Here is a 25,129-nt window from a genome sequence, read left to right as displayed (position 1 = left end):
ACCGCGGCTGGCCCCTGGGCCACACGCCGGTTTCCGACCGAACGGCAATCGCCATCACGGCGGCGTCGGACTTCGCAGCGGCGGCGCGGTCGCCGACCGGACGTCTCCGCCCATTTCCGCACGATCAGGAACCCGTTCATGGCCGACCACGACGATCCCTGGGGCTCGCTCGCCGAATCGCTGGGGGCGGCGCCCGCTCCCGAACCGAAGGCCCCACCGCCGGCGGCCCCACCGCAGCGTCCAGCCCCGCCAAAACCGGCTGCTCCCCGCGCGGCGGCCCCGCCGACCGCGGGCGACTGGTCGGGCCTCGACGACGCCCTGGGGCTGCCCCCCGCGCCAGAACCCCCGCCGCGCGCCATCGCGCGACCGGCCGGAGCCGTCGAGGCGCCGCGCACCGAGCCCCGGCCGGAGCCGCGGTCGCTCGAGCGCGACGAACCGCGCCGCGCCCCACGGCGGGAAGGTCGCGACGACGCCCACGAGCGCCGCCCGCGCCGCGGTCCGCCGCGGGCCGACGGACCTGACCGCCGATGCGACGACGACGGCGGACCACGCCCGGTCGTCGAGCGCGACGACGCCCGCGAGGCGTCTGAGCCGGCTGATGCGCTCCGCCCCGGCGGTTCCGACGAGCCGCGCCGCGACGACGAGCGTGGCGACGGGGATGGCCGGCGGCGCCGCCGCCGTGGGCGGCGCGGTGGCCGTGGGCGGCGGTCGGGTGACAGGGCCGAAGGGCCGTCGCGGGCCGAAGCGGTCGGCGGTGAACCGGGCGAAGCCGGAGCGCGTTTCGACCATGACGATCATGACGATCACGACCACGACCGGCACGGTGGGCGTGACGACGGCATCCGCCGCGGTGGCTGGGGGCCGGACGAGCAGCCCGGGGAAGCCCGTGGGCCGGGTGGTCGCGACCGCGCGGTGACCGGCGAATCCCGCCTCGTCGACGCCGATCGCGACGACTGGCGGGGGGGGCGTGACGACGGGCACGACGAGCATCCCGAAGACACCGCTGCGGCGCCCGCGGCTCGCGGTGAATCGACCGGTGAAGACACCCGCGACGACGACGGCCCGCGCCGCCCGCGGCGGCGGCGGGGGCGTCGTGGCGGCCGTGGGCGGTCGGGGCGTGAGCGCCCCTCCGATGGGGAAGGCGTGGCCTGCGAAGCACGGCCTCCTGCCGGCGATGACGGCGGTGACGACGAACCGCTGCCCGCCGGCTACGGCGTCCGGCCTCGAGCCCCGGAACGGCCGGAGCCGGCCGGTGAAGCACGGCCGGGGGATGGCGGCGAGGCGGGCGAGCGCCGCGGCCGACGCCGGCGCGATCGACGCAGTGGCGAAGCGACCGGTGACTCCGGCCGCCCCGGTGAACGGACCGCGGCCCGGTCGGGGGACTCGGCGACCGACGGCGCCGACGGCGGTCGGCGACGGGGAAGGCGGGGACGCCGGCGCCCGGGCGAAGTCCGCGGCGAGGGGGCGCGTTCGAGCGGCTTGCATCGTTCTCGACGCGACGACTTTGCTCCGGTCGCCGGAGGCCGCGACGAGGATGACGAGGGGCTCGAGTACCTCGGCATCGAGGACGGCGACGCCGCCCCGCGGCGGGCTTCGCGGCAGGATGCCCACGATGAGGACGACGTCCTCACCGAGAGCGGCCTCGGGTCGGTCCTCGACGTTCCCAGCTGGGTCGAGGCGATCGGCATCGTGATCGCAGGCAACCTCGACGCCCGAAGCCGGTCGCCGCGCGGCGACGACCACGATCGGGGCCGGTCGCGTGGTGGCCGCTGACCACCGTCACTTCATCGAGATCGCACGGGCCAGCGGCCGCAGGATCTGGTTGACGACGCATTCGTCGACCACCTGGAGGCCGACGCGAAACAGCCTGTCGAGTGCCTCCCCGTAGCCGCCGCTGCCGTCGGGCTGGCGGGGATCGAGACTTCCATACTGCCGCGCGGTGACGTACACGCTCAGCTGCTCCTCCGAGAACTCGCCGGTCCGCACCTGGAAGGCATTGGTCCGGGTCTCGGTGCTGACGCGCACCTGCACGCGGCAGTCCTCGTCGACGGCCACGGTCAGTGACGGCTCGTAGTTGATCACCCGGCAGCCCGGCACCTCGGCGACACGATCGAGTGCCGGACCGACGCCGAGGGCCTCGGCGAGCAGCGCGTTGTGGTTGCCGCGGAAGGCGAAATCGAATCCGAACAGCAGATCGAGCGCTTCGCAGTCGAGCGGGCTCACCGACAGCAGCGCCGGCGCGAGGTCGAGGACCAGCCGGTGCTGATCGAGAGCCGATTCGAGGGAGGACGGGTTGACCTGCCCGGAACAGAGCCGCTTGGCCTCGACCGCGGCCCAGCGGTAGCGCCCCTGATCCTTGTCTTCCTCGAGCACGAAGTCGCGTTTGTCGCGGCAGTAGAACTTCCGCATCGTCGGATACTTCTTCTGCAGACACTCGAAGAAGTGGAGGACCGTCTCCCGCTGGCCGGGAAGTTCCATCTCCGTGGCCAGGTTCATGTTGACGTAGAAATCGTCCGCCAGCGACGCATAGGGCGTCATGCGATGGATGCTCCTCGAACCGTGAACAGTTCCTTCGAGTATACGATCGCGGAAAACAATCGACCAAAACCCGATCGGCCGCCGAGCACTGGCACGATCGCCGCCCGGGTGGCCATAATCAGCTCCCTGCCAGTCACCCCGCCCTCCACGCCGGCCCCATGCCCGCCCCACTCCCTCCGACCGACAGGCCACGGCCTGCCCAGGCTGCCCCCGCCATCGCACCTGTTGATGCGCCGCTGTCGGCCGACAGGCTGTCGATCGAGCGCCGCGGCGACGCGATCGTGGTCCGCGTCCGCTCCGAGGGGTGCGGGGCCGATCGGCTTCCGGACGCCGTGTTTTCGTTCCGCTGCGGCGACCCGCAATATGCCCACTGGGCGAGCCGTCTCCCCGCCGATGAGCCGGACAGCCGCTCTCCGCCTGCAGGCCGCGGCTGAACTCCCAAAGCCCGATCAGCCGATGGCCGCAAGCACGGTGGCCGACGGCCTCATCAGAGCGGTCACTCGCCGGAACGGGAACTGGCGATCAGCGAGATGAACTCGCGGTTGCTCTTGAACTTGGCGAGCTGCTTGGTGAGCTGCTCCATGGCGTCGACATGGTGCATGCTCGACAGCGTCCGCCTGAGCATGTTGACGGCGTGCAGCGTGTCGGGGTCGAGGAGCTTCTCCTCGCGTCGGGTGCCCGACTGCGAGATGTCGATCGACGGCCAGACCCGGCGATCGGCGAGCTTCCGGTCGAGCACCAGCTCCATGTTGCCGGTGCCTTTGAACTCCTGGAAGATCAGCTCGTCCATCCGGCTGCCCGTGTCGACGAGAGCCGTGGCGACGATCGTCAGTGACCCCCCCTCCTCGAACACGCGCGCGGTCGCGAACAGCTTCTTGGGGATGTCGAGGGCCTTGATGTCTACGCCGCCGGACATGGTTCGACCGGTGTTCCCGACCCACTTGTTGAAGGCCCGCGCCATCCGCGTGATCGAGTCCATCAGCAGGAACACGTCCTTCCCCGCCTCCGCCATCCGCTTGCAGCGCTCGATCACCAACTGCGACAGCCGGACGTGGCTCTCGACGTCGCAGTCGAGGCTGCTGGCGAGCACCTCTCCCTTGACGGTGCGGCGCATGTCGGTGACTTCCTCGGGGCGTTCGTCGATGAGGAGCATCACCAGCGAAAGATCGGGGTGATTGGCGGACACCGCCTGGGAAACCTGCTGGAGGAGGACCGTCTTGCCGGTCCGCGGCGGAGCGACGATCAGTGCCCGCTGCCCCTTCCCCAGTGGCGTGAGCAGGTCCATGATCCGCGTCGTCAACGGCTGCTGGCCGGTCTCCAGACGAAGCCATGTCTCGGGGTTGATCGGCGTCAGCTGATCGAACGTCTTGACCTTCGGGTACTCGTCGGGCGCCATTCCCTCGACTTCGAGGATCTCGCGCACGCGCGGGCCCTGCTGGCGACGGCCCGGTTGGACCATCCCCTTGATGAACACGCCTTCGCGGAGACGGAACCGCTCGATCATCGTTCCGGGCACGAACGGATCGGTCCGTTCCCGGGTGTAGTTCGTCTCGGCGCTGCGGAGAAACCCGTAGCCGTTGGGGTGCATCTCGAGGACACCCGCGCCGGGCTGGAGCGGAATCGGCTCGCCGTTCTCGGCGACCTCCGGTTCGGCATCCGGGGCGCGCATCCCCTCGCCGTCCATCCCGACGGCGCCGGCACCGCTGACTGACGGCCCACCGCCGCCGCCACCGCCGCCACGGCGATAGCGACCGCGTCCACGGCGACCGCCGTAGCCATGGCCTCCCGGTCCGCCCCCACCAGCACCACCTGGAGCACCACCTGGAGCACCACCTGGAGCACCACCTGGAGCACCACCTGGAGCACCACCTGGAGCACCACCTGGTCCGAACTGGCCGGGCTGACCGCCCCCCATGCCCTGACGGCCATGCGACCGTGAACGCCTCCGCTTCGACATGTCTTCAGCACATCCCTCGGGAAAACCGAACTCTCGACACACGACTCGCCACCCGCGGCGGCGCTCGCTGGACCGTCGGCACCACCCGCCGAACTGCTCTAAGTCCCGAGGAAATTCGTGCCGACACCGGTCGGCACCGGTTCCCCGGGGTGTGGACTCGTCCCGGATCCAAAAGATCCGGGATCACCGTGCTCGGGATCGTCGGGACCGGAGGGCGAACGCCCCATCCGGTCCCACTGCCCGCTCCATCGGGCGTTCCCCTTCGCTCGTCGGATCGATCTCCCTCCCCGCCTCCCCGTTGGGTCTGCGGGGGTCGCAAACCGTCATCCGGTGGCTCCACGATCTCCCTTGCCCGCGGAGCACCGGCAGACTTGCCGCACCAGCATCGGCTAACGCTTCAGGACGCAGGCGGCATCCCGAAAAGGACTCCCGCCCGCCGGAGCATGCGCCACCTCCGTCGATGGCCGAACCGCCAGGAACGCGTCGCGAACCACCTGGCTCCCGTGGCATGCAGTGCGAACCGACTGGTCCACACTGGCGGATCCCGGCCGAAAACGGTCAGGATTCAGAACCACAGAAAGGCGAGGCTCCCGAAACGAGCCTGGACGAACGAACGAAAAGCCCCTGGACAGAGTGCCCTGTCACGAAGGGCCAGAGGGAAACGATCTCCTCTGGAACCCGTGCCGGAGCTTCCGAACGATGCTCGCGGGGACTGAGAACAGCCGCGTGGGATCGTTCGCCTGGCACCCTGTCTTGGCGAGCGGATTCGAGGCGGTGATATAAGCCTCTGTTCACCCCTTCACCATTGGTCGGTAGTATCCGCAGCCCCGCCGGCGGTGTCAAGGAGTCCACTTCCCCCGCCTGGCTGGGCCCGCCTGGTTTCTGCAGTTCCCCAGGGTTTCCAGGGAATTTACCCAGGATTCCGCCCGGCCATCGGCCCGGGCATTTCGACGCAACAGGTGCGATCCGAACGACCGATACAACCGGCCGGGGAGCGCCTCATGGCGTCTATCCCCACCGATCGCCCCTAGCCGAGAGCCAGTCCCATGCCAGTCCGGTGGTTCACCTGGGCCCGCCACTCCCGGCGGGTCGTCGGCACCTGGATCGCCGTGGCGACAGCGTTCGCCGGCCAGGCTTGGGCCGACATCCCATGGCACACCAACCTCGCCGGTGCCAAAGTCGCCTCGTCCGTCAGCCAACGGCCGGTGCTGGTGGTGTTCACGGCGGCATGGAGCGAGCCGAGCGTGGCCCTGGACTCGACCGCCCTGGCATCGCCGGAGGCGGTCGCGCTGCTCACTGCCTGCTACGAGCCGGTCCGTGTCGACGTCGATGCCGACCCCGGGCTCGCCCGGGCGATGGGGGTGGCCCACCTTCCGACCGCCTGCGTGATCGACCGCGATGAGCGCGTCGTCGCCCGCTTCGACATTCCCGCCGCGCCGACGGCCTTCGTCGCCGCCGCCGGTCGCGCGGTGCAGCAGGCGGCCCTGGCCACAGCTGCCACCGCCCCGGTCGCCCCGACCGGTGCCGGCCCCGCCGCGCCGGTCCCGACGGCTAGTGCCGTCGCACCCCAGCCCTCGGCGCCGGCCGCGCCCGCTGCCGACCAGACCCCGGCATTGGCCGCAAGCGCACCGGCGTGGCCTGCCGAGAAGGTGACGCGGCCGATGACGGCCGACGGCAAGGCCCCGGCGCTCGCGAGCCAGATCGAGCCTCCGGGAGCGGCCTCGACCACGCCCGCGGCGGAATCCACGGCAGCGGCCACTGTGGCCCCCGGCCCCTGGCTCGGTCAGTCGGCCCCCGCGGTTCCCCCGACACAGCCCCCGGCGAAGTCCGCGACGCGACTGCCGGCCTGGGATTCGTTTCAGCGGTCGATCACCGGTCTGTTCACCCGCCCCGAGAGCGCCACCAAGCCGGCGACCTCCGTCCCCCCTCCGACGCCCTCGCCGGTCGCACCGGCCGGATACACCGCGACCGACGCCGGTGTCTCGATGCCCGTGGGACTCGACGGCTACTGTCCGGTGAGCGTGATGGACAAAGGCACGTGGGTCGAGGGGCGGGCCCAATGGGGTGTGCGTCACCGCGGACGGACCTATCTGTTCGCCGGACAGGCCGAGCAGCAAACCTTCCTCGCCGCCCCGGACCGCTACGCTCCCGGGCTGTCGGGAGACGACCCGGTGCTGGCCTTCGACTCGGGCCGCAAGGTCCAGGGGCAGCGCCGCTACGGGATCACGTACCAGTCGCGGATGTATCTGTTCTCGTCCCCGGAAACGCGCGACACCTTCTCCGCCGATCCGACGCGGTACACCGCCCGGGTCACGGTCGCCGAGCGTCCTGCCGCCGAGCGCACGATCGTCCGCTGACCGGCGGCTCGCCGGTGCCAGGCGCTGTCACCGGGCGGCACGCGGCGACCGCTCCGCCGATCACGCCCGGGCGAGCTCGTCGAGCCAGCCGCGCGCCCGGCCGATCGCGGCATCCCACGCCCTCCGCCGCCGCGCCCGCGTCGTCTGATCCTCGACGGGGGTGAATCGGCCATCGAGCTGGGCGGCGCCGCGGACGTCGTCGTGGCTCGCGTACAGGCCGACGGCCAGGCCCGCCAGCAGGGCGGCTCCGAGGGCCGTCGTCTCGCGGACGACCGGGCGCTCGACCGGAATCCCGAGCACGTCGGCCTGGATTTGGAGGAGCATGTCGTTCGCGCTCGCCCCGCCGTCGACGCGCAGCCGGTCGAGCGGTTGACCGCTGTCGGCCTCGATGGCGGCGACGACGTCGCCGACCGACAGCGCCATCGCCTCGAGCGCCGCCCGGGCCACGTGCCCGCGACCGGTGGCCCGCGTCAGCCCGATCATCATCCCCCGCGCCGACGGATCCCAGTGGGGCGTGCCCAGGCCGGTCAGCGCCGGCACGATCACCAGCCCCCCGGAGTCGGGCACGCTGCGGGCGAGCTCCTCGACCTCGGCGCTGGTGCGGATCAGGCCGAGGCCGTCGCGGAGCCAGCCGACGAGCGCCCCGGCGATGAACACCGACCCCTCCAGGGCATAGGCCGGTGGCGCTCCGGGCCCCGCACCGCAGGTCAGTGTCGTCAGCAGACCGCGCCGGCTGTCGACGCGCCTCGACCCGGTGGCGGAGAGGAGGAACGCCCCGGTGCCGTAGGTGTTCTTCGCCGCCCCGGGGCCGAAGCAACCGTGGGCGTAGGCGGCCGCCTGCTGGTCGCCGGCACAGCCCCGCAGCGGGATTGGCGCGCCGAACCACTCCTCGGCCGACTCGCCGAACGAGCCGCTCGAGGGGCGGACGTCGGGGAGGATCGCCGGCGGGATGCCGAAGATGGCGCACAACCGCTCGCTCCAACGGCGCTCGTCGATGTCGTAGAGTAGCGTCCGCGACGCGTTGGTCGGGTCGGTGGCGTGGACGCGGCCCCCCGTCAGACGCCAGACGAGGAACGAGTCGATCGTCCCGAACAGCACCTCGCCGCGCTCGCAGGCCGAGCGGAGGCCGGGGATCGTCTCGAGGAGATGGACGATCTTCGTCGCCGAGAAATAGGGATCGAGCACGAGCCCGGTCCGCTTCCTGACCTCGTCCTCGACGCCCGCGGCCCGGAGCCGGGCGCAGACCGGGGCCGAGACCCGGCTCTGCCAGACGATCGCCGGCGCCACCGGCCGGCCGCTCGACCGCTCCCAAAGGACGGTCGTCTCGCGCTGGTTGGTGATCCCGATGGCGGCGACCGCATCGGCGCCGAGCCCCGCGCGGCCGAGGGCCTCCCGGGCGCAGCCGAGCTGCGTCCGCCAGATGTCCTCCGGATCGTGCTCGACGATTCCCAACTCGGCGCCCCCCGAACCGTAGTGCTGGGGAAACTCCTCCTGGGCCATCGCCACCGGAATGCCCGCGGCGTCGAAGACGATCGCCCGGCTCGAGGTCGTCCCCTGGTCGAGCGCCAGGACATGCCGCGCGGTGCCACTCATCAGCCCCTCCTGTCAGGTTGCCGGCCGTCGATCACCCGCTTCCCGTAGCGCCGTTCGAGATCCGCCACGAGCGGCCCGACCTCGTCGGCTGCCCCTCCGCCCCGTTCCGCGGCGAGCACCGCGGCGACCCCGTCGAGCGTCGTGCGGTGCAGCGGGCTGTCGAAGAGGAGCATCAGCCGCCGCTCCACCAGATCGGCCAGCGACCGGGCCCACTCCCGGCAAACGCAGTATCGCACGACCGCCGCCGGCAGGTGGGTGGCCGGGAGCAGCGCCGGCCCCGGCACCGGACCGCCGGCCACCGCGGCCGGCGCCAGCGCACCGAACAGCGCGACGGTCCGCTCGGCTGCCGCCTCGAGGCCGGCCCCCGCGGGGACCCCGGCGGCGATCAGCCCGGCGCGCGTCGCGGCGACCAGGGACGCCGTGCCGCCGGCGGCCGGGGAGCCGGGCAGCGGGCGGTCGCGTGAATCACCCTCCACCTTCCGGCCGAGCGTGGCGAGGATCTCACGGGCCGCCGATTCGGCAAGGCTCCGGCAGGTGGTGAGCTTGCCGCCGACGATCGACCAGGCCGGCAGCGCCGCGCGGGGGTGGCGGACGAGCATGTGGCGGCGTGTGATCCCGGCGGGCGCGCCCCGCCCTCCCGCCGGGAGCGGACGGACGCCGCAGTAGTGCTGGACGACGTCGTCGGCAGTCGGGGCATGGTCGGGAAACAGCCGCCCTGCCGCGGCCAGGAGGTAGGCGATCTCGGCCGGCTCGGCGTGCGCCTCCCAGGGGTCTCCCTGCCAGGGGATGTCGGTCGTGCCGACCAGCACCAGACGCGGGCCGAAGGGAAGCACGAACACGGGCCGGCCGTCGGCCGCCTCGGCGTAGACGCCGTGGTCGGCGAGGGCGGCGTGGAGCGGGGCCGAATCGATCACCAGATGGCTACCCTTCGTGCCCCCCACGAGACGCCCGTCCGCCTCGAGGCCGCGGAGCGGGCCGGCGAGCGCGGCGTCGACCCAGGCCCCGGTGACGTTCACCACGGCATCGACCGCCATCCGCTCGCCGAATCCTTCCCGATCCTCGAGGTGCACCGTCGCGTCGGATCCGATCCGCGTTGCGGTATGGGGGAGGATCCGGCACGAACGCCCCGCGGCCGCCGCCGCCGCCGCCGCGTCGACGAGCAGCTCGACCGTGAACCGCTCGGGGAATCGGAGTTGCGCATCGACGTACACCTGCCCGCGCGGAAACCGCGCCGTGTCCACGGCGGGCAGTCCCGCCGTGCCCGGCCGGACCCGGCGGTGGCGCGGCCAGCCCCCGCCGGAAAGCAGGTCGTACAGCGACAGTCCGAGACCGACGGCGATGCTGCCCCGCCCACGTGGCCCGCTCCAGCGCCGCGCCAGCCCCTCCCAGCCGACGATCCGCGCGGCGGCCGCGGCGACGCCGCCCCACCGCCCCTGGACCGGGAGGTAGAACGGCAGTGGTTCGACGAGGTGCGGCGCGAGCCGCACCAGACGGGCCCGTTCGGCGAGGCTCTCGCGGACCAGCGACACCTCGCCATACTCGAGGTACCGCAGCCCACCGTGGATCAGCCGCGTCGACCAGGCCGTGGTCCCGGCGGCGATGTCGTGATCGTCGGCGACGACCACGTTGCACCCGGCGAGGACGAGCTCACGGGCCAGCGCCGCGCCGTTGATGCCCGCCCCGACGACGAGCACGGTCGGTCGATCGGATCCAGGCATCGACCGCTCCCTCCGTGACCGTGGCCCAGGGACCGTTCCGGCCTGCCGACGCTCCGCGAGCGGGAATATACTCGCGCCGTCGCGGGCCCGGGTGGGCACCGCCCCGCCCGCGCGAGGATCGGCTTTCCATGGCGCGATTGGGACCGGCCAGGGGAACGGCAGAGCGTTGCCGGTGGTGGCTGGCGCCGCTCGTCGGCTGGCTGGCCGTGAGCGCCGGCGGAGACGCGCACCTCCGGGCCGACGGTCTCGACGACCCGGTCTCGGGCGCCTGGACCGCGGTCCCGGTCGCCGACCTGGCCCGTACCCTCGCAGAGCGTTGTGGCCGACCGGTGATCATCGATCGCCGTGTCGACCGGACGATCGCCGTCGACCTCGCGGCCGACGACGAACCGATCGCCAGTCTGCTCGCCCGCCTCGCCGCCGCCGCCGGGGCCCGCGCCGTTTCCCTCGAAGCCGTGATCGTCTTCCTTCCCCCGGCCGACGCGCTGCCCGTCGCCGCCGCCGAGAGGCGCCGGGAGCGCGACATTCGCGCGCTGCCCGGGGCGCTGCGGCGCCAGGCGCTCGCCGCGGCTCCCTGGTCGTGGCCCGACGGCGCGGTGCCGCGTGACCTCGTGCGTGACGAGGCTGCCGCCGCCGGAATCGCCCTGGTGGGGATCGACGACGTTCCCCACGACCACTTCCGCGCCGCCGCGCTGCCCCCGCTGCCGCTCGCCGAGCGGCTCGATCTGATCCTCCGCCAGTTCGATCGGCGCGTCGACTGGAGCACCCTCCCTGCCGACTCCACGGCCAGACCGCTCCGGCTGCCGATCGTCGCCCTCGGCGACGGTCTCGAACCGACCGGCCGCGACCGGCCGCCGCGCGAGCCGCTGCGACCATCGGGCGAGCGCCGCCCCGCCGCGGCGCGCGACCCGGCCCACGACCGGTTCACGCTCCGGGCCGAGGCCCCGCTCGGCGAATTGCTCGCGGCGGTGAGCGCACGCCTCCGCCTCGAGCTCGTCCTCGACGACGCGGCGCTGGCGGCGGCCGGCGTGCCCCGGGGACGGATCGTGCGCGTCGATGTCCGCGACGCCACCCGCGACGAGCTCCTCGACGCGATCCTCGGCCCGCTGGGGCTGCAAAGCCGGATCGTCGAAAAACGGCTCGAGGTCGGCGCCGCGGGCAAGCCGTGAGCGGGCGCGCCCGCAGCGAGCGGCCGGCCGGCCCTCAGCCGCCGCTGCCTGAAGCCCGTGACTGGACCGCGTCGAGGTTGCGGCGGGCGGCTTCGAACGACGGGTCGATCACCAGCGCCCGCTGGAACGACGTCGCCGCGTTGGCGTACTCGCGCTGCCGTGCCTGGGCGACGCCGCGGTTGAACCAGGCGGTGGCATCGGCCGGATCGCGCCGGATGGCGAGCTCGAAGTCGGTCTCCGCCTTGTCCGGCTCGCCGACGACCAGGTAGGCCAGCCCGCGGTTGAGGTAAGCGTCCATCACGCTGCGGTCCTTCTGGATCGCCGCGGAATAGGCCACGATCGCCTCGCGGGGGCGGTCGAGCTCCATCAGCGTGAACCCCTTCCACATCTCGGGCATCGGGTCGTCGAACGACAGACCCGACGCGTCGTCGAAGTCCTCGAGCGCGATCCGGTATTCACCGAGGCGAAACCAGGCGATCCCACGACGGAACAGGAGCGAGGGGTCGAACTCGTCGACTTTCAGACCGTTGGAATAGGAGACGATGGCGCCCTTGAGGTCGCCGAGCCGGCGCCGCACCATGCCGAGGGCGAGATGCGCGACGGTGCTCTTCGGGTCGGCGGCGACCGCCTTTTCGAGGACCGCAGCCGCGTCGCGGTAGTTCTTCGCCTTCTCGAGTTTCTCGGCCTCGACGAGGAACGGCTCTGCGGGCGACTTCGTCTGGGCCCCCATCCCGTCGAGGAGGTCGTCTCCCGCTTCGGGAAACGGCAACGGCAGCGCCCGTTCGCGACGGCCCCGGTCAGCGGCGTCGTCTTTCGGGGTCAACGGTCGTCCGGCGGGCAGTTCGGGGGGCACCGTCGGGGCGTCGGGGATCGGCCGCGGCGTCGGCGTCTCCGGCCGTGCGGTGCCGGGAGTCGCGGGGCGCGGCCGACCGGTGCCGAGCGGATTGAGCTCGTCCGCGAAGGGATCGTCTTCGGCACCCCCTTGCCGGGACTTCGGGGCGTTGGCGCCCTGCTGCGCGGCGATGGCCCGATCCGAAGCTGCCGCGAGAATGGCCAAGGCGACCAGACCGGCATTGCGGGCGCCGAGACGAAGACGAAACCACCGGGGGGCCATGGGATACGGATTCCGGGGGGAGGACGGGTCGGACCTGACGATGGCCGCGAGCATACCTTCGCCCATCCGGTGGATCGACCGCCGCGGGGTGCGGCGTCCACCCGCCCGGCGCGCGGTCCACCAACCCGCTTGATCGGTGCCGTCGGTCCCCCCGCACCGGCGCCGCCCGGACCTCGTCGGGAAGCCGCACTCCGCCCGCTGGCCTCAGGATGACGCCAGCAGGCCTCCGAGCCGCTCCTGGATCCCGTCGCGGATCGGCCCCTTGAACAGCAGGGCCGTGCCCGGGAGGTCGACTTGGACCACCAACTCGGCCACCTGGACCTCGAGGTTCCCGCGGATCTTCAGGCCGCGGACCACCAGGAGGAAGGCAAGCCGGTCGGCCTCGTCCCAGCTGGCGTCGAGATCCCCGAGCGAGTCGCCGAAATCACTCCGCGCCGACGCCAGGGCCGAGTCCAGCCGGCGCCGCACCTCGACCGGATCGAGCGAGTGCGGCACGCGTACTTCGAGTGTCTTCACGATCACGTCTCCAGAGTTTCCAGGCCGTCCCTGCCGTCACCTCGACCGGGGGTCGGCCCCGGCGGTGACGGCCGAGCACCGGCGCGCCCGCGCTGCGGCAGTGACCGCGGCACGCACGAGCCCCTCGTTCACGACCCCCAGACGACCCCCACAGCATACGGCGGTCCGCAGCCCGACGAGCGCTGCTCCGATCGCCACCGCTGCCGGTAGGTCGTCGAGCGTGAGGCTGCCGGCGAGCACGACCGGCAATCGCGCTTTGCGCGCCGCGTCGATCCAGCCCGCGAGCGATGCGGCAGCCGCGCCGGCCATCACGCTGCCCCGCGACTTGTCGGCCGTGTCGATCAACAGCCAGCGGCAGCCGAGCCGCGCCGCAGCCGCGACGACGGCGCGGGGATCGGGCGCCACCGCCACCTCGTGGTCGGCATAGGCGACCGCGACCGGCGCCGTCGCCGTCCCGAGCCGGGCGAAGACCGTGGCCAGGTCGCGCTCCCACGCCTGACGGTCCATGCCGGCCAACCCGACCTTGACGGCGGCGGGGGGCATGGCACCGGCGAGGGCTGCGACGACGTCGTCGAACCGACGAGCGAGGGCCGCGGGGCCATCCGCCAATTCACCGAGCGCGACCGTCCAGGGAACCGCTCCCGCGACGGCGCGGCCGACCGCTGCGACGGTCTCGGGCGCTGCGCAGCCGAGAGGCCCATGGCGCGGCTCCTTGACGTCGATCACCGCCGCGCCGCCGGCCAGCGCCGCGCGGGCCTCTTCGGAATCGCGCACGCTGACCAGCACGCCGCCGTTCATCGCGCCTGCTCCGCAGGCCGCGGTGCACCGAGGACGTCGCGCCGCGCCTCGACGAGCAGCCCCGACAGCCGCCGGGCGAGGTCGACCGAGAGCGGCTCGCACCACCGCCCGTCGAGGACCACCGCCCCGTCCTGCCATCGCCCCCACGCGCCCGGCGCGTGGCCTCCCGGAGCGGCAGTGCCGGCGGCGGGAGCGCCTTCGACGAGCGCCGCACACGCCGCCGCGTCGCGCTCGGCGCAGCGGATCACGAGCGTGCCGACGCGATGCGTGGCGGGGGACGCCGACGGCTCCCCGGCGAGCGCGTCGGAGCCGAGGAAGAAACACTCCACCGTGGCGACCGGCAGATCGGCCGTGCGCCCGGGCGCCACCCGCACCCGCAGCCGGTCGCCGCGGCGTTCGACCCGCGGCAGCAGCGCTGCCCGGGCGATGATGCCGACCGCGGTGGCGAGCACCGCTGCCAGCGCCGCCGCCCCAACCGCCGCCCCGCTCCACGGCCCGAACGGCGGCCAACCCGCCAGCCCGGCGACGAGCAGCCACACGATCGCCAACCCACCCCACTGCGCCGCGGCAGCGAGCCACACCGGCCGGGGGTTGGCCCGCAGCCAGACGGTCGAGCCGCCTTCCGCGCGCGGCGCAGGGGGCGTACCATCCTGGCCGGCGGTCGCGTCGCGATCCGTCATCGACCCCTTCCCGCACGCCCACTGCCGCTCGCCCGAGCCATGACCGCCACACCTCCGCCCACCAGCGACGCCTCCGCCGCTTCCGGTTCCGATTCCGGTTCCCGTCACGCCGCGGCGTCGGGCAGCGCCGGCGTGCTGGCGGGGCTGGTCGCGGTCCTCGTGGCCTATGCCGCGGCGGCGCTGGTCGGCTGGCCCCAGCATGGTCGCGACTTGATCGTCGCCGCACAAGCCGCCCACGGCCACGCTCCGGCGGCCGACGGCGATCACGGCGCCGATCACGGCACCGCGGCCGCTGCCGGGCATGCCGCCGCCCCGCCGCTGTGGACGGTCGTCCCGTTCGTCGCCCTGCTGGCCGCGATCGCGATCTTCCCGCTCACCCCCGCCCTCTCCCACAGGTGGGAACACAACTCGAGCAAGCTCGCCGTCGCCGGCGCGCTCGGCCTGGCGACCCTGGCGTTCTACTTGTTCCTCCACCGCCATCCGGTCGACATCCACTTCCCGGCCCATGCGGTCGCCGCCCCCGCGGCCGGCGGGCCTTCGTGGGGGATCGGCGGCGCGGTGCTCGCCAACGCCCTGTTGGCGGAATATGTCCCGTTCATCACCCTGCTGTTCGCGCTGTTCGTGATCACCGGCGGCGTCCGCATCGAGGGGGATCTCGTCGCCACTCCAAAAGTCAACACCGCGTTCATCGCCGCCGGCGGCCTGCTGGCGAGCTTCGTCGGCACCACCGGGGCGGCGATGCTCCTCGTCCGCCCGCTGCTCGACACCAACAGCGAGCGGCGCCACGTCGCCCACACGCTCGTGTTCTTCATCTTCGTGGTCTGCAACTGCGGCGGCCTGCTCCTCCCGATCGGAGATCCGCCGCTGTTCCTCGGCTACCTGGAGGGGGTCGACTTCCTCTGGACGCTGTCGCTGTGGAAGCCGTGGCTGGTCACCAACGGCCTGTTGCTGGCCATCTACTGGGCGTGGGACACGTTCTTCGCCCACCCGCGCGAGTCGTTCGGCGACATCCGCCGCGACGTCCGCGCCGCCACGCGCCTGCGGATCTCGGGATTGTGGCCCAACGCGCTGCTCCTCGCAGCCGTCGTCGCCGCCGTCGCCCTCCTCGACCCGTCGAAGCCGCTCCCCGGGACCGCGTGGCATCCCTGGGTGTTCCTCCGCGAGGTGATCCTCGTGGCGCTGGTCGCGGCGTCGCTGGCCTTCGGCAGCGCCGACATCCGCCGGCGCAACGCCTTCACCTACGGGGCGATCCTCGAGGTGGCGGCGCTGTTTCTCGGGATCTTCGTCTGCATGCAGCCGGCCCTGGCGATCCTCGCCGAGCAGGGGAGCCGGCTCGGGCTCGATTCGGCCCGCTCGTTCTTCTGGGCCACCGGCATCCTGTCGAGCATGCTCGACAACGCTCCCACCTACCTCGTGTTCTTCAAGGCGGCCCAGGGCCTCGCCGCCGACGGGCCGACGGTCGCCGGCGTCGAGGTCGGCCGGCTGGCCGCGATCAGCCTCGGGGCCGTGTTCCTCGGGGCGATGACCTACATCGGCAACGGGCCGAACTTCATGGTCAAGGCGATCGCCGAGCAGTCGGGCGTGCGGATGCCCAGTTTCTTCGGGTACCTTGTGTACAGCTTCGGCGTGTTGCTGCCGATCTTCGCCCTGGTTTCGTTCCTGTTCCTCTGACGCCGCTCCTCCCCCGCCCCCGTTGCCGGCCGACCGGATCCCGTCACCCGGGACCGCGACGCCGCCCTCATGCCAACCACCCCCGGCAGTTTCGAACACGTCACCACCGCGGCGGGCCTCGACCGGCTCGTCCGCCGTCTCGCCGACGAGGCCCATGTCGCCTTCGACACCGAGTTCGTCTCCGAGCACACCTACCGCAGCCAGTTGTGCCTCCTCCAGGTTGCCGCCCCGGGAACGCTCGCCGTCGTCGACACGCTGGCGGTCCGCGAGCTCGATCCGTTCTGGGAGTTGTGCCTCGATCCCGAGCGGACCGTCGTCGTCCATGCCGGCCGCGAGGAGATGGGGTTCATCCTCCACGCCGTCGGCCAGCCGCCGCCGCGGTTGTTCGACGTCCAGGTCGCTGCCGGGATCGTCGACCACGAGTACCCGGCCGGCTACGGGGCCCTCGTCCGCCGCCTGCTCTCCGTCCAGACCAACAAGGGTGAGACGCGCACCGACTGGCGGAAGCGTCCGCTGTCGCAGGCCCAGCTCGACTACGCCCTCGACGACGTCCGCCATCTCGAGGCGATGTGGCAACGCCTCGAGGAGCGCCTCGAGCGCCTCGGCCGGCGCGTTTGGATGGACGAGGAGATGGCCACCTGGCAGGAGGACGTCGCCGAGAGCTTTACCCGCAAGCGCTGGCGGCGGATCTCGGGGCTCAACGGCCTGTCGCGCCGCGAGCTGGCCGTGGCCCGCGAGCTGTGGCATTGGCGTGACGCCGTTGCCGAGGAGCGCGACATGCCCCCGAAGCGAGTCCTCCGCGACGACCTGCTCGTCGAGCTCTGCAAGCGCAAGAGCGCCGACCCGACCGGCATCGCCGCGATCCGCGGGATGCAGCGTTCCGATCTCCGTCACATCATGAAGGGGCTGTGCGCCGCGGTCGACCGCGGCCTCGCCCTGCCCGACGAGGAATGCCCAGGTGGGGAACGCTTCCAGGCCCCGCCCGCGCAGCTGGCGGTGATCGGCCAATTCCTCGTCACGGCGATCAACGGTCTCTGCCGCCAGGTGTCGATCGCCCCGGCGCTGGTGGGCACGGCCGGCGACATGCGCGAGCTGCTGTCGTGGAAGCTCGGCTACTACGACGGCGACCGTCCGCCACTCCTCGCCACCGGCTGGCGCGCCGAGGTCGTCGGCGATCTGGTCGACGATCTGCTCGCCGGCCGGGCGGGCCTGCGGATCGCCGACGTGACGGCGTCCGATCCGCTGGTCATCGAGCGCTTCGCCGGCGCGGTGAGCTCCCCGCCGATCCCGCCCCCCCCGCGCGACGACGCCAGCCGGCGCCGCCCGCGCCGCGGCCGCCGCCGCGGCCCTCCGCGCCCCGACGACGCTGCCGACGTGCCCTGCGACCGCCGTCCCCCCGACGCCCCGCCCGAGGACCGCGCTGCGGCCGCCGCCGCGGCGGCGCGGCAGCGCGCCGAGCAGGAGCGGGCCCGTCGTGAGCAGGCCGCGCGCGAGGAGGCCGAGTTCGGCTTCGGCCCGCCGGGTTGACCAGGTCGCGGCAGGCAGGTCTGCTCGGGCCGTGCGGCGCCCCCGAGCGGCGTCCGCTTCCCCGCACCGTGAGGTCCCCGATGCTCCGCCGTGCCGTTCCCACCCTGCTCCTCGCCACCCTCGCCCTCGTCGGCCGCGCCGACGACGACGGCTTCTCGCGCTGGTTCGCCGACGGCCGCCTCGACGACTTCCAGGTGGTGAGCGGTTCGGCCACCTACGAGGTGCAGGACGGCATCCTCGTCGGCACCACCGCCGACGGCAGCCCCAACACGTTTCTCGCGACGCGGAAGCCGGTGAAGAACTTCGAATTGCGGTTCGAGGTCAAGGTCGACGACGAGCTCAACTCCGGTGTCCAGGTGCGCAGCCATCTCGCCGCCGAGGGGGAGCAGCCGGAGGGGGCCAAGGGAAAGCTCCCCGCCGGGCGCCTCTACGGACCGCAGTGCGAGATCGCGATCGACGGCACCGCCGGCAATTTCTACGACGAGGCGCGGCGCGGCACCTGGTGGAGCATCCTCACCGGCACCGACGCGGTCCGCACCGAGGCGGCCACCAAGGCGTTTCGCAAGGGGGAGTGGAACGCCTACCGGATCGTGGTCGAGGGAGACCACTACCGCAGCTGGGTCAACGGCGTGCCGACCGCCGACTTCCGCCAGCCGCACGACCCCGAAGGGCACATCGGGTTCCAGGTTCACGGGATCGCCAAGGGGAGTGGCCCGTTCCAGGTCCGCTGGCGCGACGTGCGCTTCAAGGCCCTTCCCGAGCAGACCGTAAAAAAGTGATCGGCCGCCGGATGCGGCCGACGGCGACCCGGGAAACCCTTGGCGTTTCCCGCGGTCGCCTGAGTGGACAAAGGCCAGGGATGGCTTTGTCCACGGACAGCGAGCAGGCCGGCCCGGCCGCTGGCCGTGACGGGCCCGACCCCGGAGGTCGCCCGTGCCCCCCCCTGACCCGCACCCCGCCGCGCTACCGCCGGCGGCGCTGCTCGCCGACTGCGACGAGACGCGTACGCGCCGCAGCGGCCCGGGGGGCCAGCACCGCAACAAGGTCGAGACGGCGGTGATCCTCCGCCACCGGCCGACGGGCCTCACGGCCGAGGCCTCGGAACGGCGCAGCCAGGCGGAGAACCGCGCCGTGGCGCTGCGCCGCCTCCGCCTCCGCCTGGCCGTGGCGACCCGCGCGGCCGCGCTCCCCGACGACGCCACCCCGCGAAGCGGCCCAGCGGCACCTTCGCGCCTCTGGCAGAGCCGGGCTCGCGGTGGCCGGATCGCCGTCGCCGACAGCCACGACGACTTCCCGTCCCTCCTGGCTGAAGCCCTCGACGCCCTGGCCGCCGCCGACTGGGACGCACGCGCCGCGGCAGGCGGTCTCGGCGTGACACCCACGCAACTGGTGCGCCTCGTGGCCCGTGAGCCGACGGCCCTCGCGGAGCTCAACCGCCAGCGCGCCACCCGCGGCCTCGCCGCGCTGCGGTAAGCGCCCCGTTCGAAGACGTGTTCAAAGTGACGCAGGGCGACGGTTTCGGGCCACAGGTCGTGCCGGAGGTGGCTCGCTCGGCGACGGCACACCTCCCTACCGGGGCTGCTTCAACCGCTCGCGCACCAGCTGCGGCAGATACTTCACCGGCACCGAGCCGTTGGACAACACCGCCTCGTGGTAGCGGCCGAGGTCGAAGGCGTCGACCATCTCGCGCTGGATCTCCTGGCGGAGCCGGTGGTGGGCGGTGCGGCCGGCGAAGTAGGTCGAGAGCTGCACCGAGCTCTGCTTGGCGCGGACGATCTTGAGCCGCGCCTCCCCCTCCGATTGGAAGGCCTCGTTCATCAGGAAGTCGAGCGCCCGCTCGTCGGACCAGTCTTCGCAGTGCATGCCGTGGTCGAGGATCGCGTTGGCGACCGCGCGGAGGAAGAACTTGAGCTGCATCAGCCGCAGCGCCGGGTCACCGGCGCCGTAGCCCTCGTCGAGCATCATCTGCTCGGTGTACACCGCCCACCCCTCGATGAACGTCCCCGACTGGAGCACGCGCCGCACCAGCGACGGGCAGCGGTTGGACCACTTGAGCTGCACGTAGTGGCCTGGATAGGCCTCGTGGATCGTGAGGATCTGCAGCATCCGGTCGTTGTATTCCTCGAGGAAGCTCCGCACCCGGGCGGCGTCCCACGACGACGGCGGCGGGCTGATCGCGTAGGTGCTCGCCCCCTGCGGATCGAGCGGCAGCGCGTTTTCCAGGTAGGCCAGCGAATTGCCCCGGCGGAACTCCGGCATCTCGACGATCCGGCAGCGGTCGGGCTCGGGGAGGCGGAGGATGTCGCGCGTGCGGATGAAGTCGCACAGCCCCGCCACCGTCTCGCGCGCGTCGCGCACGAGCGTCTCCGGCTGGCCGTGGTCCTGGTTGACGGCGTCGACCACCGTGGCGATCAGTTCGCGCCGGCCGGCTTCGTCGTCCGGCGGCACCGGGCGGCCCGGCCGGAAGCGGTGCCACAACTGCCGGGAGACGAACGCCATGTCGTGGCGCACGCGCTCGAACTCGCGCCGTGCCTCGGCGACGACGCGCTCGGCGTCCCACCCCATGTCGAGGACCAATTCCAGCTTCTTCGAGAACCTCTCCGGGCCGAGCCGCCACTGGCCCCGCGCCTTGGGCAGCAGCTCCTTCTCGAGGAATTCCTGGTGGCGGCGCAGGGCCGCGACCACCGGCACGGCCGCGGCGCGGAGCGCCGGCAGCTGCGGCGACTCGCCGACGAGGTCGAAGATCTGCTTCTCGTAAAACGCGATCGAGCCGCGATTCTGTTGGTTCGCCGTCTCGAGCATCGTCGGCGCGGGGTCGGTGAGCGACGTCCGCGCCGTCTCGAGCAGCGCCGGCACGAGCTTCATCCGGGCGATGCAGTTGGCGACATTGGTCTCCTTCGGCAGCGTCGACTGCGTCAGCAGCGAGAACACGCTGTCGGTCGAATAGCTGCCGTAGACGCGCGCGTCCTGCTCGAAGGCGGGCTCGTTCTCCGCCAGCCAGATGTTCCGCACGAGGTCGTCGCGGAGGATGTCGCGGTCGAGCCGGCCGTCGGCCGACAGGTCGGCGGTCGCGAACGCCGCGTCGAGCTTCGCCAACTGCCCCTTCCAGAGCTCCAGCCACCGCGCCCGCGCCGGCGCGGAGATGTCGTCGAGGAGGTGGTCGAAGCGGTGGTCGCCGAGGAGCGTGGCATCGAGCGGGCGGAGGGCGAACGTGGCGTCGAGATGGGCCTGGAAAAATGCCGCCAGCCGCTCGTCGGCCGATTCGCCGCGCGCCGGCGCGGCCGCGCCGGCGAACGCGACGGCCCCCAGGCTCACGACGGCCACCAGCAAGCACCGCGACGCACGCGCGCGGCTCGGAAAGACGGCGTTCATCGGCAACTCCCCAGGTAGGCGAGCAGATCGGCAGCCTCCTCCGCGGACAGGTCGCGAAGGAGGTGCGTGGGCATCAACGAGACCGGCTGACTGACGAACACCTCGACATCGCCGCGGGCGATCGGGTGGTCGCGCCCCTGGGTGTCGCGGAGCACGATCCGCTCTTCGGAGCGCTCCTGGAGCAGGCCGGTGTGGACCGTGCCGTCGGCCGCTTCCACGTACCAGGTGGCATATTTCGGGTCGATCGACTTCGACGGCTCGACGAGGCTGTCGACGATCTGTGCGGCGGACAGGCGCCGGCCGACATCGGTGAGGGCCGGCCCCACGTCGCCGCCGTCGGCGCCGATCCGGTGGCAGGTGCGGCACGACAGCGCGCCTGTCATGTACAGGCGCCGGCCGCGCTCGGCGTCGCCACGCAGCGCGAGCAGGTCTTCGGCGCGAATCTCGCTGCCGAGCCGCCGCGGCCGAGCCTCCTCGGGAACGAAGCGCAAAAACAGGTCGCGGAGCCGCGGGTCGGACTGGCCGGTGCCCCAGGCGATCGCCGCGCGCCGGGCCGGCTCGTCGAACACTCCGGTCTCGAGGTCCCGCAGCACGCGAAGCGCCGCCCCCGGTGTCGGCTCCGCCGGCGGGGTAAACGCGGCCGCCGCGGCCCCCTCCGCCGCCACGGCGGCGGCGAGGCTCGCGATCCAGTCGCCGATCAGCGCCAGGCCGCGCTCGTCAACCACCGTGGAACCGAAATGCGGCATCCGGCCACGGCCGAGCGTCGCCATCCGGTAATAGAGGACCGAGCGCGTCGGATCGCCGGGCGCCACGAGCCGGGCGTCGGCGATCCCGAGGTCACCGTGGACTGGGCGCTGGTCGACAAGGCGCGTCCGCTCGAGGGCCATGTCGGCGCGGACGTCGAACTCCGAGGCCCCGCCGCCGCCCCGGAGGTGGCAGTGGGCGCAGTTCATCTGCAGGTAGCTCCGCGCCCGGGCGGTGAGGTCGGCGGCGGGATCGTAGGGATCGGCCGGCGCCACGAGCCCCGCCGCGGGGGGCGCGGCGAGGAGGCCCAGCTCGTGAAACAGCGCGAGCTGGTCCACCGTGGCCCCGTCTCCGGGAGTGCCTTCGGGCCGGGGCACGGCCCGGGCGAGCTGCGCGGGGATGAAACCATACAGCGATCCGCCGCGCGTCGTATGGCAGATCAGGCACTCGGTGCGGCCGACGACGCGGTACTCGCGCGTCTGAGTTGCGGCCGGACCGTCGGCGGCCAGCGTCAGGCGCACCGTCGCCCCGTCGGCCGGCACCATGTCGGCATCGGTCTGGGCCTCGTTCCACAGGTAGGAGTAGGCGTTCCAGTCGGCGCCCGTGAAGTGGAGGATCTGCGTCTCGATCCGCCGCCGGCTCGACGGATCGCCGGGGCGCGTCTCGAGCGCGATCGTCTTGGCGAGGACGCCGTCGGCGGGAAACCGGTACTTGCCGCGGATGAACCCCTGCTGCGGGTTCTGCCGGTCCTCGACCGTGAGAAGCGAGTCGCCGGGGAGGGCGACGAGCCTGGTTGCCGCCGTGCCGTCGGCCCAGGCTTCGGCGCTGATCGAATAGGGCACGACTCCGGGTGCCGGGCCGGCGCTGGCCGTGTCGGCAAACAGGCCGGTGTCGCTGAGGCGCGTCGGGAAGGCGGCGTTGGCCGGAGGGGCCGGCTGCGGCACGAGGCGGTGGAGCGTGCCGCTGTCGTAGTCGAGGAGGAGCGGGTCGCCGGCGTGATCGAGGCCGAAGCTCGACAGCGCCAGCGACGTGTCGGCCAGTTCGCGGTGCTCCGTGACGCGCGTGCCGTCGTACCGCAGTCCCCAGATCCGCCCCGTGACGTAGTCGCCATACACGTAGGCACCGGTCAGCTCCGGCAGCCGCGACGAGGCGACGACGTGCCCCCCGGTGATCGACCGGGCGACGGTGTGGGGCTGCGCGACCAGCGGCGCTTCGATCGGCTCGGGCCCGCGGGGCCGGTCGCCGACGACCGGCTGCGATCCCTCCATGATGCTCCAGCCGTAGTTGCCGCCGCGCTTGACGTCGTAGAGCATCTCCCACAGCTCCCAGCCGACGTCGGCGACGAGCAGCCGGCCGGCCTCGTCGAAGCACATCCGCCAGGGGTTGCGCAGGCCGTAGGCCCACACCTCGCCGCGGGCTCCGGGGCGCCCGACGAAGGGATTGTCGGAGGGAATCGCGTAGGCCAACGCCGGCGCCGTGCCGCTGGCCGGCGTCGTCCGGTCGACGTCGATCCGCAGCACCGAGGCGAGGAGATCGTGGATCGACTGGCCGGTGAGCGAGGCGTCCGGGGGCGTGGCATCGCCGCTGTCACCAGCCGAGACGTACAGCATCCCGTCGGCGCCGAAGACCAGCGCGCTGCCGTTGTGGCCCCCCGACAGCCACGTGATCACGACCTGCTCGCTGGCCGGATCGATGACCGGCGGATCGCTGGCCGACACCGTGAAGCGCGAGACGCGCGTCCCCTCCGGAAGCTTCGGCGTCAGGGCGTAGACGACGTAACAGAAGCGGTTGTCGGCGAAGCGCGGGTGGAAGGCGATGTCGAAGACATGGTCGAGCCCCGGCACGGCGCCGAGGTCGAGGGCGAGATCGGCCCGGGGGGGCTCGTCGCCGCCGGCCACCGCGCGGAACGTGTACACCTTCCCCTTCTCTTCGGTGACGACCAAACGGTCGGTACCGGGGAGGCGGACGACGGCCGTCGGATGGTCAAACCGCAGCCCGGGGAACAGCGCCTCGGTCCCATAGGGTGGGGGCGGCTCGGGGGTGCCGGTGATCCGCGAACCGACCCACGGAACGCGCCGCTCCCCCGACCCACCGGGCGCGGGGTCGGCGCCCCGGCCGGGCGCGGCAGCGGCGCAGTACGACACCCACACGACCAGGGCGGTCGACCACCTCCAACGACCGGGAAGCATGGGCATGGGCGTTCTTGCGCGGCGGCACGGGAACGCGGCGCTCTCGACACGCCGCGCGGCCCCGGCACCATGATAGGACGCTTTTCCCTTCGTCTGGCACCGCCGACTGCGGGGGCCACCCACCGCCGCGCGTGACGGCGCCGCCACTCCATCCTCTAAAACCCGATCGATGCACCTGCGCCGCCTCGGCAACTCGGACCTCTTGATCACGCCGCTCGGGTTCGGAAGCTGGGCGATCGGCGGCCCCGGCTGGCCGTTCGCCTGGGGCGGGCAGGACGACGGCGACAGCAGCGCCGCGATCCACGAGGCCCTCGACCTGGGGTTCAACTGGATCGACACCGCCCCGGTCTACGGCCTCGGCCATTCCGAGGAGGTCGTCGCCCGGGCGCTCGCCGGGCTCCCCGCCGGGCGGCGGCCGCTGCTGTTCACGAAGTGCGGCCGGGTGTGGAACGAACGGCGCGAGGTCGGCAAGCGGCTCACCGCGGCGAGCATCCGCGTTGAGTGCGAGGCGAGCCTGCGGCGGCTCGGCGTCGACTGCATCGATCTGTACCAGATCCACTGGCCCGAGCCCGACGAGGAGGTAGAGGAGGGCTGGGCCGAGTGCGCACGGCTGGTGCGCGACGGCAAGGTGCGCTGGATCGGCGTCAGCAATTTCAGCGTCGCCCAACTCGAGCGGGCCAGCGCCATCGCGCCGGTGACGTCGCTCCAGCCCCCCTACTCGCTGCTGCGCCGCGACATCGAGGCGACGATCCTTCCCTGGTGCTCTGCCCACGGCGTCGGCGTCCTCGCCTATTCGCCGATGGCCTCGGGGCTGCTGACGGGAGCCTGGTCGCACGCACGCTTCGCGGCGCTCGCCGCCGACGACTGGCGCAAGGAGAAGAACCCGCTGTTCCAGGAGCCGCAGTTCTCGGCGCACCTGGCGTTCGTCGAGCGGCTCCGCCCGCTGGCCGCGGCCCGCGGGATCTCGGTCGGCGCGCTGGCGTTGGCCTGGGTGCTCGGCCACGGCGCGGTGACCGCGGCGATCGTCGGCGCGCGGCGGCCCGGGCAGCTCGCCGAGCTCGTCACCGCGGCCGACGTCGCACTGGCCTCCGCCGAGCGCGACGCGATCACGGCCCTGCTCCCCGGCTGACCGGCCGATCCGGCTGCCCGCTGTCCGTGGACAAAGCCGTCCGCGGCCTGTGTCCAC

18 protein-coding genes are annotated in these 25,129 nt (G+C 72.8%); 8 read left to right on the top strand and 10 right to left on the bottom strand.

The features are described from left to right. Nucleotides 1-54: 54 nt before the first annotated feature. Complete coding sequence (locus FJ309_09025) at nucleotides 55-1,485, bottom strand: hypothetical protein (protein ID MBM3954741.1); 1,431 nt, start codon at nucleotides 1,483-1,485, stop codon at nucleotides 55-57. Between FJ309_09025 and FJ309_09020 the strand changes: the two genes are divergently transcribed. Then, complete coding sequence (locus tag FJ309_09020; GenBank protein ID MBM3954740.1) at nucleotides 1,480-1,773, top strand: hypothetical protein; 294 nt, start codon at nucleotides 1,480-1,482, stop codon at nucleotides 1,771-1,773. The genes FJ309_09025 and FJ309_09020 overlap by 6 nt on opposite strands. A 6-nt stretch (nucleotides 1,774-1,779) precedes the next feature. On the opposite strand, the gene FJ309_09015 is transcribed toward FJ309_09020, so the two are convergent. Next, a complete protein-coding gene (locus tag FJ309_09015) occupies nucleotides 1,780-2,538 on the bottom strand; it encodes a hypothetical protein (protein ID MBM3954739.1) in 759 nt (252 codons plus the stop codon). 496 nt (nucleotides 2,539-3,034) lie between these two features. Next, complete coding sequence (locus tag FJ309_09010) at nucleotides 3,035-4,495, bottom strand: transcription termination factor Rho (protein MBM3954738.1); 1,461 nt, start codon at nucleotides 4,493-4,495, stop codon at nucleotides 3,035-3,037. A 1,046-nt stretch (nucleotides 4,496-5,541) separates the two neighbouring features. On the opposite strand from FJ309_09010, the gene FJ309_09005 reads away from it, so the two are divergent. Further along, nucleotides 5,542-6,852, top strand: coding sequence for a hypothetical protein (locus tag FJ309_09005; protein MBM3954737.1), 1,311 nt, complete (start codon nucleotides 5,542-5,544; stop codon nucleotides 6,850-6,852). 60 nt (nucleotides 6,853-6,912) lie between these two features. Here the strand turns inward: FJ309_09005 and glpK are convergent, their stop codons facing one another. Continuing rightward, entirely contained in the window at nucleotides 6,913-8,445 is a 1,533-nt protein-coding gene (gene glpK, locus FJ309_09000) for a glycerol kinase GlpK (GenBank protein MBM3954736.1), read from the bottom strand. Continuing rightward, the gene (locus tag FJ309_08995) at nucleotides 8,445-10,163 is read right to left on the bottom strand and encodes a glycerol-3-phosphate dehydrogenase/oxidase (GenBank protein MBM3954735.1); all 1,719 of its coding nucleotides are present in this window, start codon (nucleotides 10,161-10,163) and stop codon (nucleotides 8,445-8,447) included. The genes glpK and FJ309_08995 overlap by 1 nt, the downstream gene beginning before the upstream one ends. Nucleotides 10,164-10,291: 128 nt before the next feature. Between FJ309_08995 and FJ309_08990 the strand changes: the two genes are divergently transcribed. Then, nucleotides 10,292-11,332: a hypothetical protein gene (locus FJ309_08990; GenBank protein MBM3954734.1), complete on the top strand. Its 1,041-nt coding sequence runs from the start codon at nucleotides 10,292-10,294 to the stop codon at nucleotides 11,330-11,332. 34 nt (nucleotides 11,333-11,366) lie between these two features. Here the strand turns inward: FJ309_08990 and FJ309_08985 are convergent, their stop codons facing one another. The 3 genes from FJ309_08985 to FJ309_08975 form a co-directional block, all read right to left on the bottom strand. After that, the gene (locus FJ309_08985) at nucleotides 11,367-12,512 is read right to left on the bottom strand and encodes a tetratricopeptide repeat protein (protein MBM3954733.1); all 1,146 of its coding nucleotides are present in this window, start codon (nucleotides 12,510-12,512) and stop codon (nucleotides 11,367-11,369) included. A gap of 138 nt (nucleotides 12,513-12,650) precedes the next feature. Beyond that, nucleotides 12,651-12,968, bottom strand: a complete 318-nt coding sequence (locus FJ309_08980) for a hypothetical protein (GenBank protein MBM3954732.1) — start codon at nucleotides 12,966-12,968, stop codon at nucleotides 12,651-12,653. Nucleotides 12,969-12,998: 30 nt separating this feature from the next. Continuing rightward, on the bottom strand, nucleotides 12,999-13,898 hold the full coding sequence (locus FJ309_08975; GenBank protein ID MBM3954731.1) for a hypothetical protein: 900 nt from the start codon (nucleotides 13,896-13,898) through the stop codon (nucleotides 12,999-13,001). 581 nt (nucleotides 13,899-14,479) lie between these two features. Here FJ309_08975 and FJ309_08970 point away from each other — a divergent pair. The 4 genes from FJ309_08970 to FJ309_08955 all read left to right on the top strand — a co-directional run bounded on the left by FJ309_08970 (nucleotide 14,480) and on the right by FJ309_08955 (nucleotide 19,111). Beyond that, complete coding sequence (locus tag FJ309_08970) at nucleotides 14,480-16,111, top strand: sodium:proton antiporter (GenBank protein ID MBM3954730.1); 1,632 nt, start codon at nucleotides 14,480-14,482, stop codon at nucleotides 16,109-16,111. 69 nt (nucleotides 16,112-16,180) lie between these two features. After that, nucleotides 16,181-17,638 (top strand): ribonuclease D, encoded by a 1,458-nt coding sequence (locus tag FJ309_08965; protein ID MBM3954729.1) that lies wholly within the window; start codon nucleotides 16,181-16,183, stop codon nucleotides 17,636-17,638. An 80-nt stretch (nucleotides 17,639-17,718) separates the two neighbouring features. Continuing rightward, entirely contained in the window at nucleotides 17,719-18,417 is a 699-nt protein-coding gene (locus FJ309_08960; protein MBM3954728.1) for a DUF1080 domain-containing protein, read from the top strand. Nucleotides 18,418-18,571: 154 nt separating this feature from the next. After that, nucleotides 18,572-19,111, top strand: a complete 540-nt coding sequence (locus FJ309_08955) for a peptide chain release factor-like protein (protein ID MBM3954727.1) — start codon at nucleotides 18,572-18,574, stop codon at nucleotides 19,109-19,111. Between the two features lie 96 nt (nucleotides 19,112-19,207). Here the strand turns inward: FJ309_08955 and FJ309_08950 are convergent, their stop codons facing one another. Both FJ309_08950 and FJ309_08945 read right to left on the bottom strand, forming a co-directional pair. Then, entirely contained in the window at nucleotides 19,208-21,010 is a 1,803-nt protein-coding gene (locus tag FJ309_08950) for a DUF885 domain-containing protein (GenBank protein ID MBM3954726.1), read from the bottom strand. Next, on the bottom strand, nucleotides 21,007-23,949 hold the full coding sequence (locus tag FJ309_08945; GenBank protein MBM3954725.1) for a c-type cytochrome: 2,943 nt from the start codon (nucleotides 23,947-23,949) through the stop codon (nucleotides 21,007-21,009). The genes FJ309_08950 and FJ309_08945 overlap by 4 nt, the downstream gene beginning before the upstream one ends. Before the next feature lie 163 nt (nucleotides 23,950-24,112). Between FJ309_08945 and FJ309_08940 the strand changes: the two genes are divergently transcribed. Then, entirely contained in the window at nucleotides 24,113-25,072 is a 960-nt protein-coding gene (locus tag FJ309_08940) for an aldo/keto reductase (protein ID MBM3954724.1), read from the top strand. The last annotated feature ends 57 nt before the right edge of the window (nucleotides 25,073-25,129 follow it).

The sequence above is a fragment of the Planctomycetota bacterium genome (assembly GCA_016872555.1).
In the GTDB taxonomy this organism is placed as follows: Bacteria; Planctomycetota; Planctomycetia; order Pirellulales; family UBA1268; genus F1-20-MAGs016.
This window is presented reverse-complemented; position numbering and strand designations above follow the sequence as displayed.

Coding starts and splice junctions, on each gene's coding strand:
- FJ309_09010 (MBM3954738.1), bottom strand. CDS start 4,495: ATGTCGAAGCGGAGGCGTTCACGGTCGCATGGCCGTCAGGGCATGGGG.
- FJ309_08985 (MBM3954733.1), bottom strand. CDS start 12,512: ATGGGCGAAGGTATGCTCGCGGCCATCGTCAGGTCCGACCCGTCCTCC.
- FJ309_08940 (MBM3954724.1), top strand. CDS start 24,113: ATGCACCTGCGCCGCCTCGGCAACTCGGACCTCTTGATCACGCCGCTC.
- FJ309_08995 (MBM3954735.1), bottom strand. CDS start 10,163: ATGCCTGGATCCGATCGACCGACCGTGCTCGTCGTCGGGGCGGGCATC.
- FJ309_09005 (MBM3954737.1), top strand. CDS start 5,542: ATGCCAGTCCGGTGGTTCACCTGGGCCCGCCACTCCCGGCGGGTCGTC.
- glpK (MBM3954736.1), bottom strand. CDS start 8,445: ATGAGTGGCACCGCGCGGCATGTCCTGGCGCTCGACCAGGGGACGACC.
- FJ309_08950 (MBM3954726.1), bottom strand. CDS start 21,010: ATGAACGCCGTCTTTCCGAGCCGCGCGCGTGCGTCGCGGTGCTTGCTG.
- FJ309_09015 (MBM3954739.1), bottom strand. CDS start 2,538: ATGACGCCCTATGCGTCGCTGGCGGACGATTTCTACGTCAACATGAAC.
- FJ309_08970 (MBM3954730.1), top strand. CDS start 14,480: ATGACCGCCACACCTCCGCCCACCAGCGACGCCTCCGCCGCTTCCGGT.
- FJ309_08965 (MBM3954729.1), top strand. CDS start 16,181: ATGCCAACCACCCCCGGCAGTTTCGAACACGTCACCACCGCGGCGGGC.
- FJ309_08960 (MBM3954728.1), top strand. CDS start 17,719: ATGCTCCGCCGTGCCGTTCCCACCCTGCTCCTCGCCACCCTCGCCCTC.
- FJ309_08975 (MBM3954731.1), bottom strand. CDS start 13,898: ATGGCAGGACGGGGCGGTGGTCCTCGACGGGCGGTGGTGCGAGCCGCT.
- FJ309_08945 (MBM3954725.1), bottom strand. CDS start 23,949: ATGCCCATGCTTCCCGGTCGTTGGAGGTGGTCGACCGCCCTGGTCGTG.
- FJ309_09025 (MBM3954741.1), bottom strand. CDS start 1,485: ATGCAAGCCGCTCGAACGCGCCCCCTCGCCGCGGACTTCGCCCGGGCG.
- FJ309_08990 (MBM3954734.1), top strand. CDS start 10,292: ATGGCGCGATTGGGACCGGCCAGGGGAACGGCAGAGCGTTGCCGGTGG.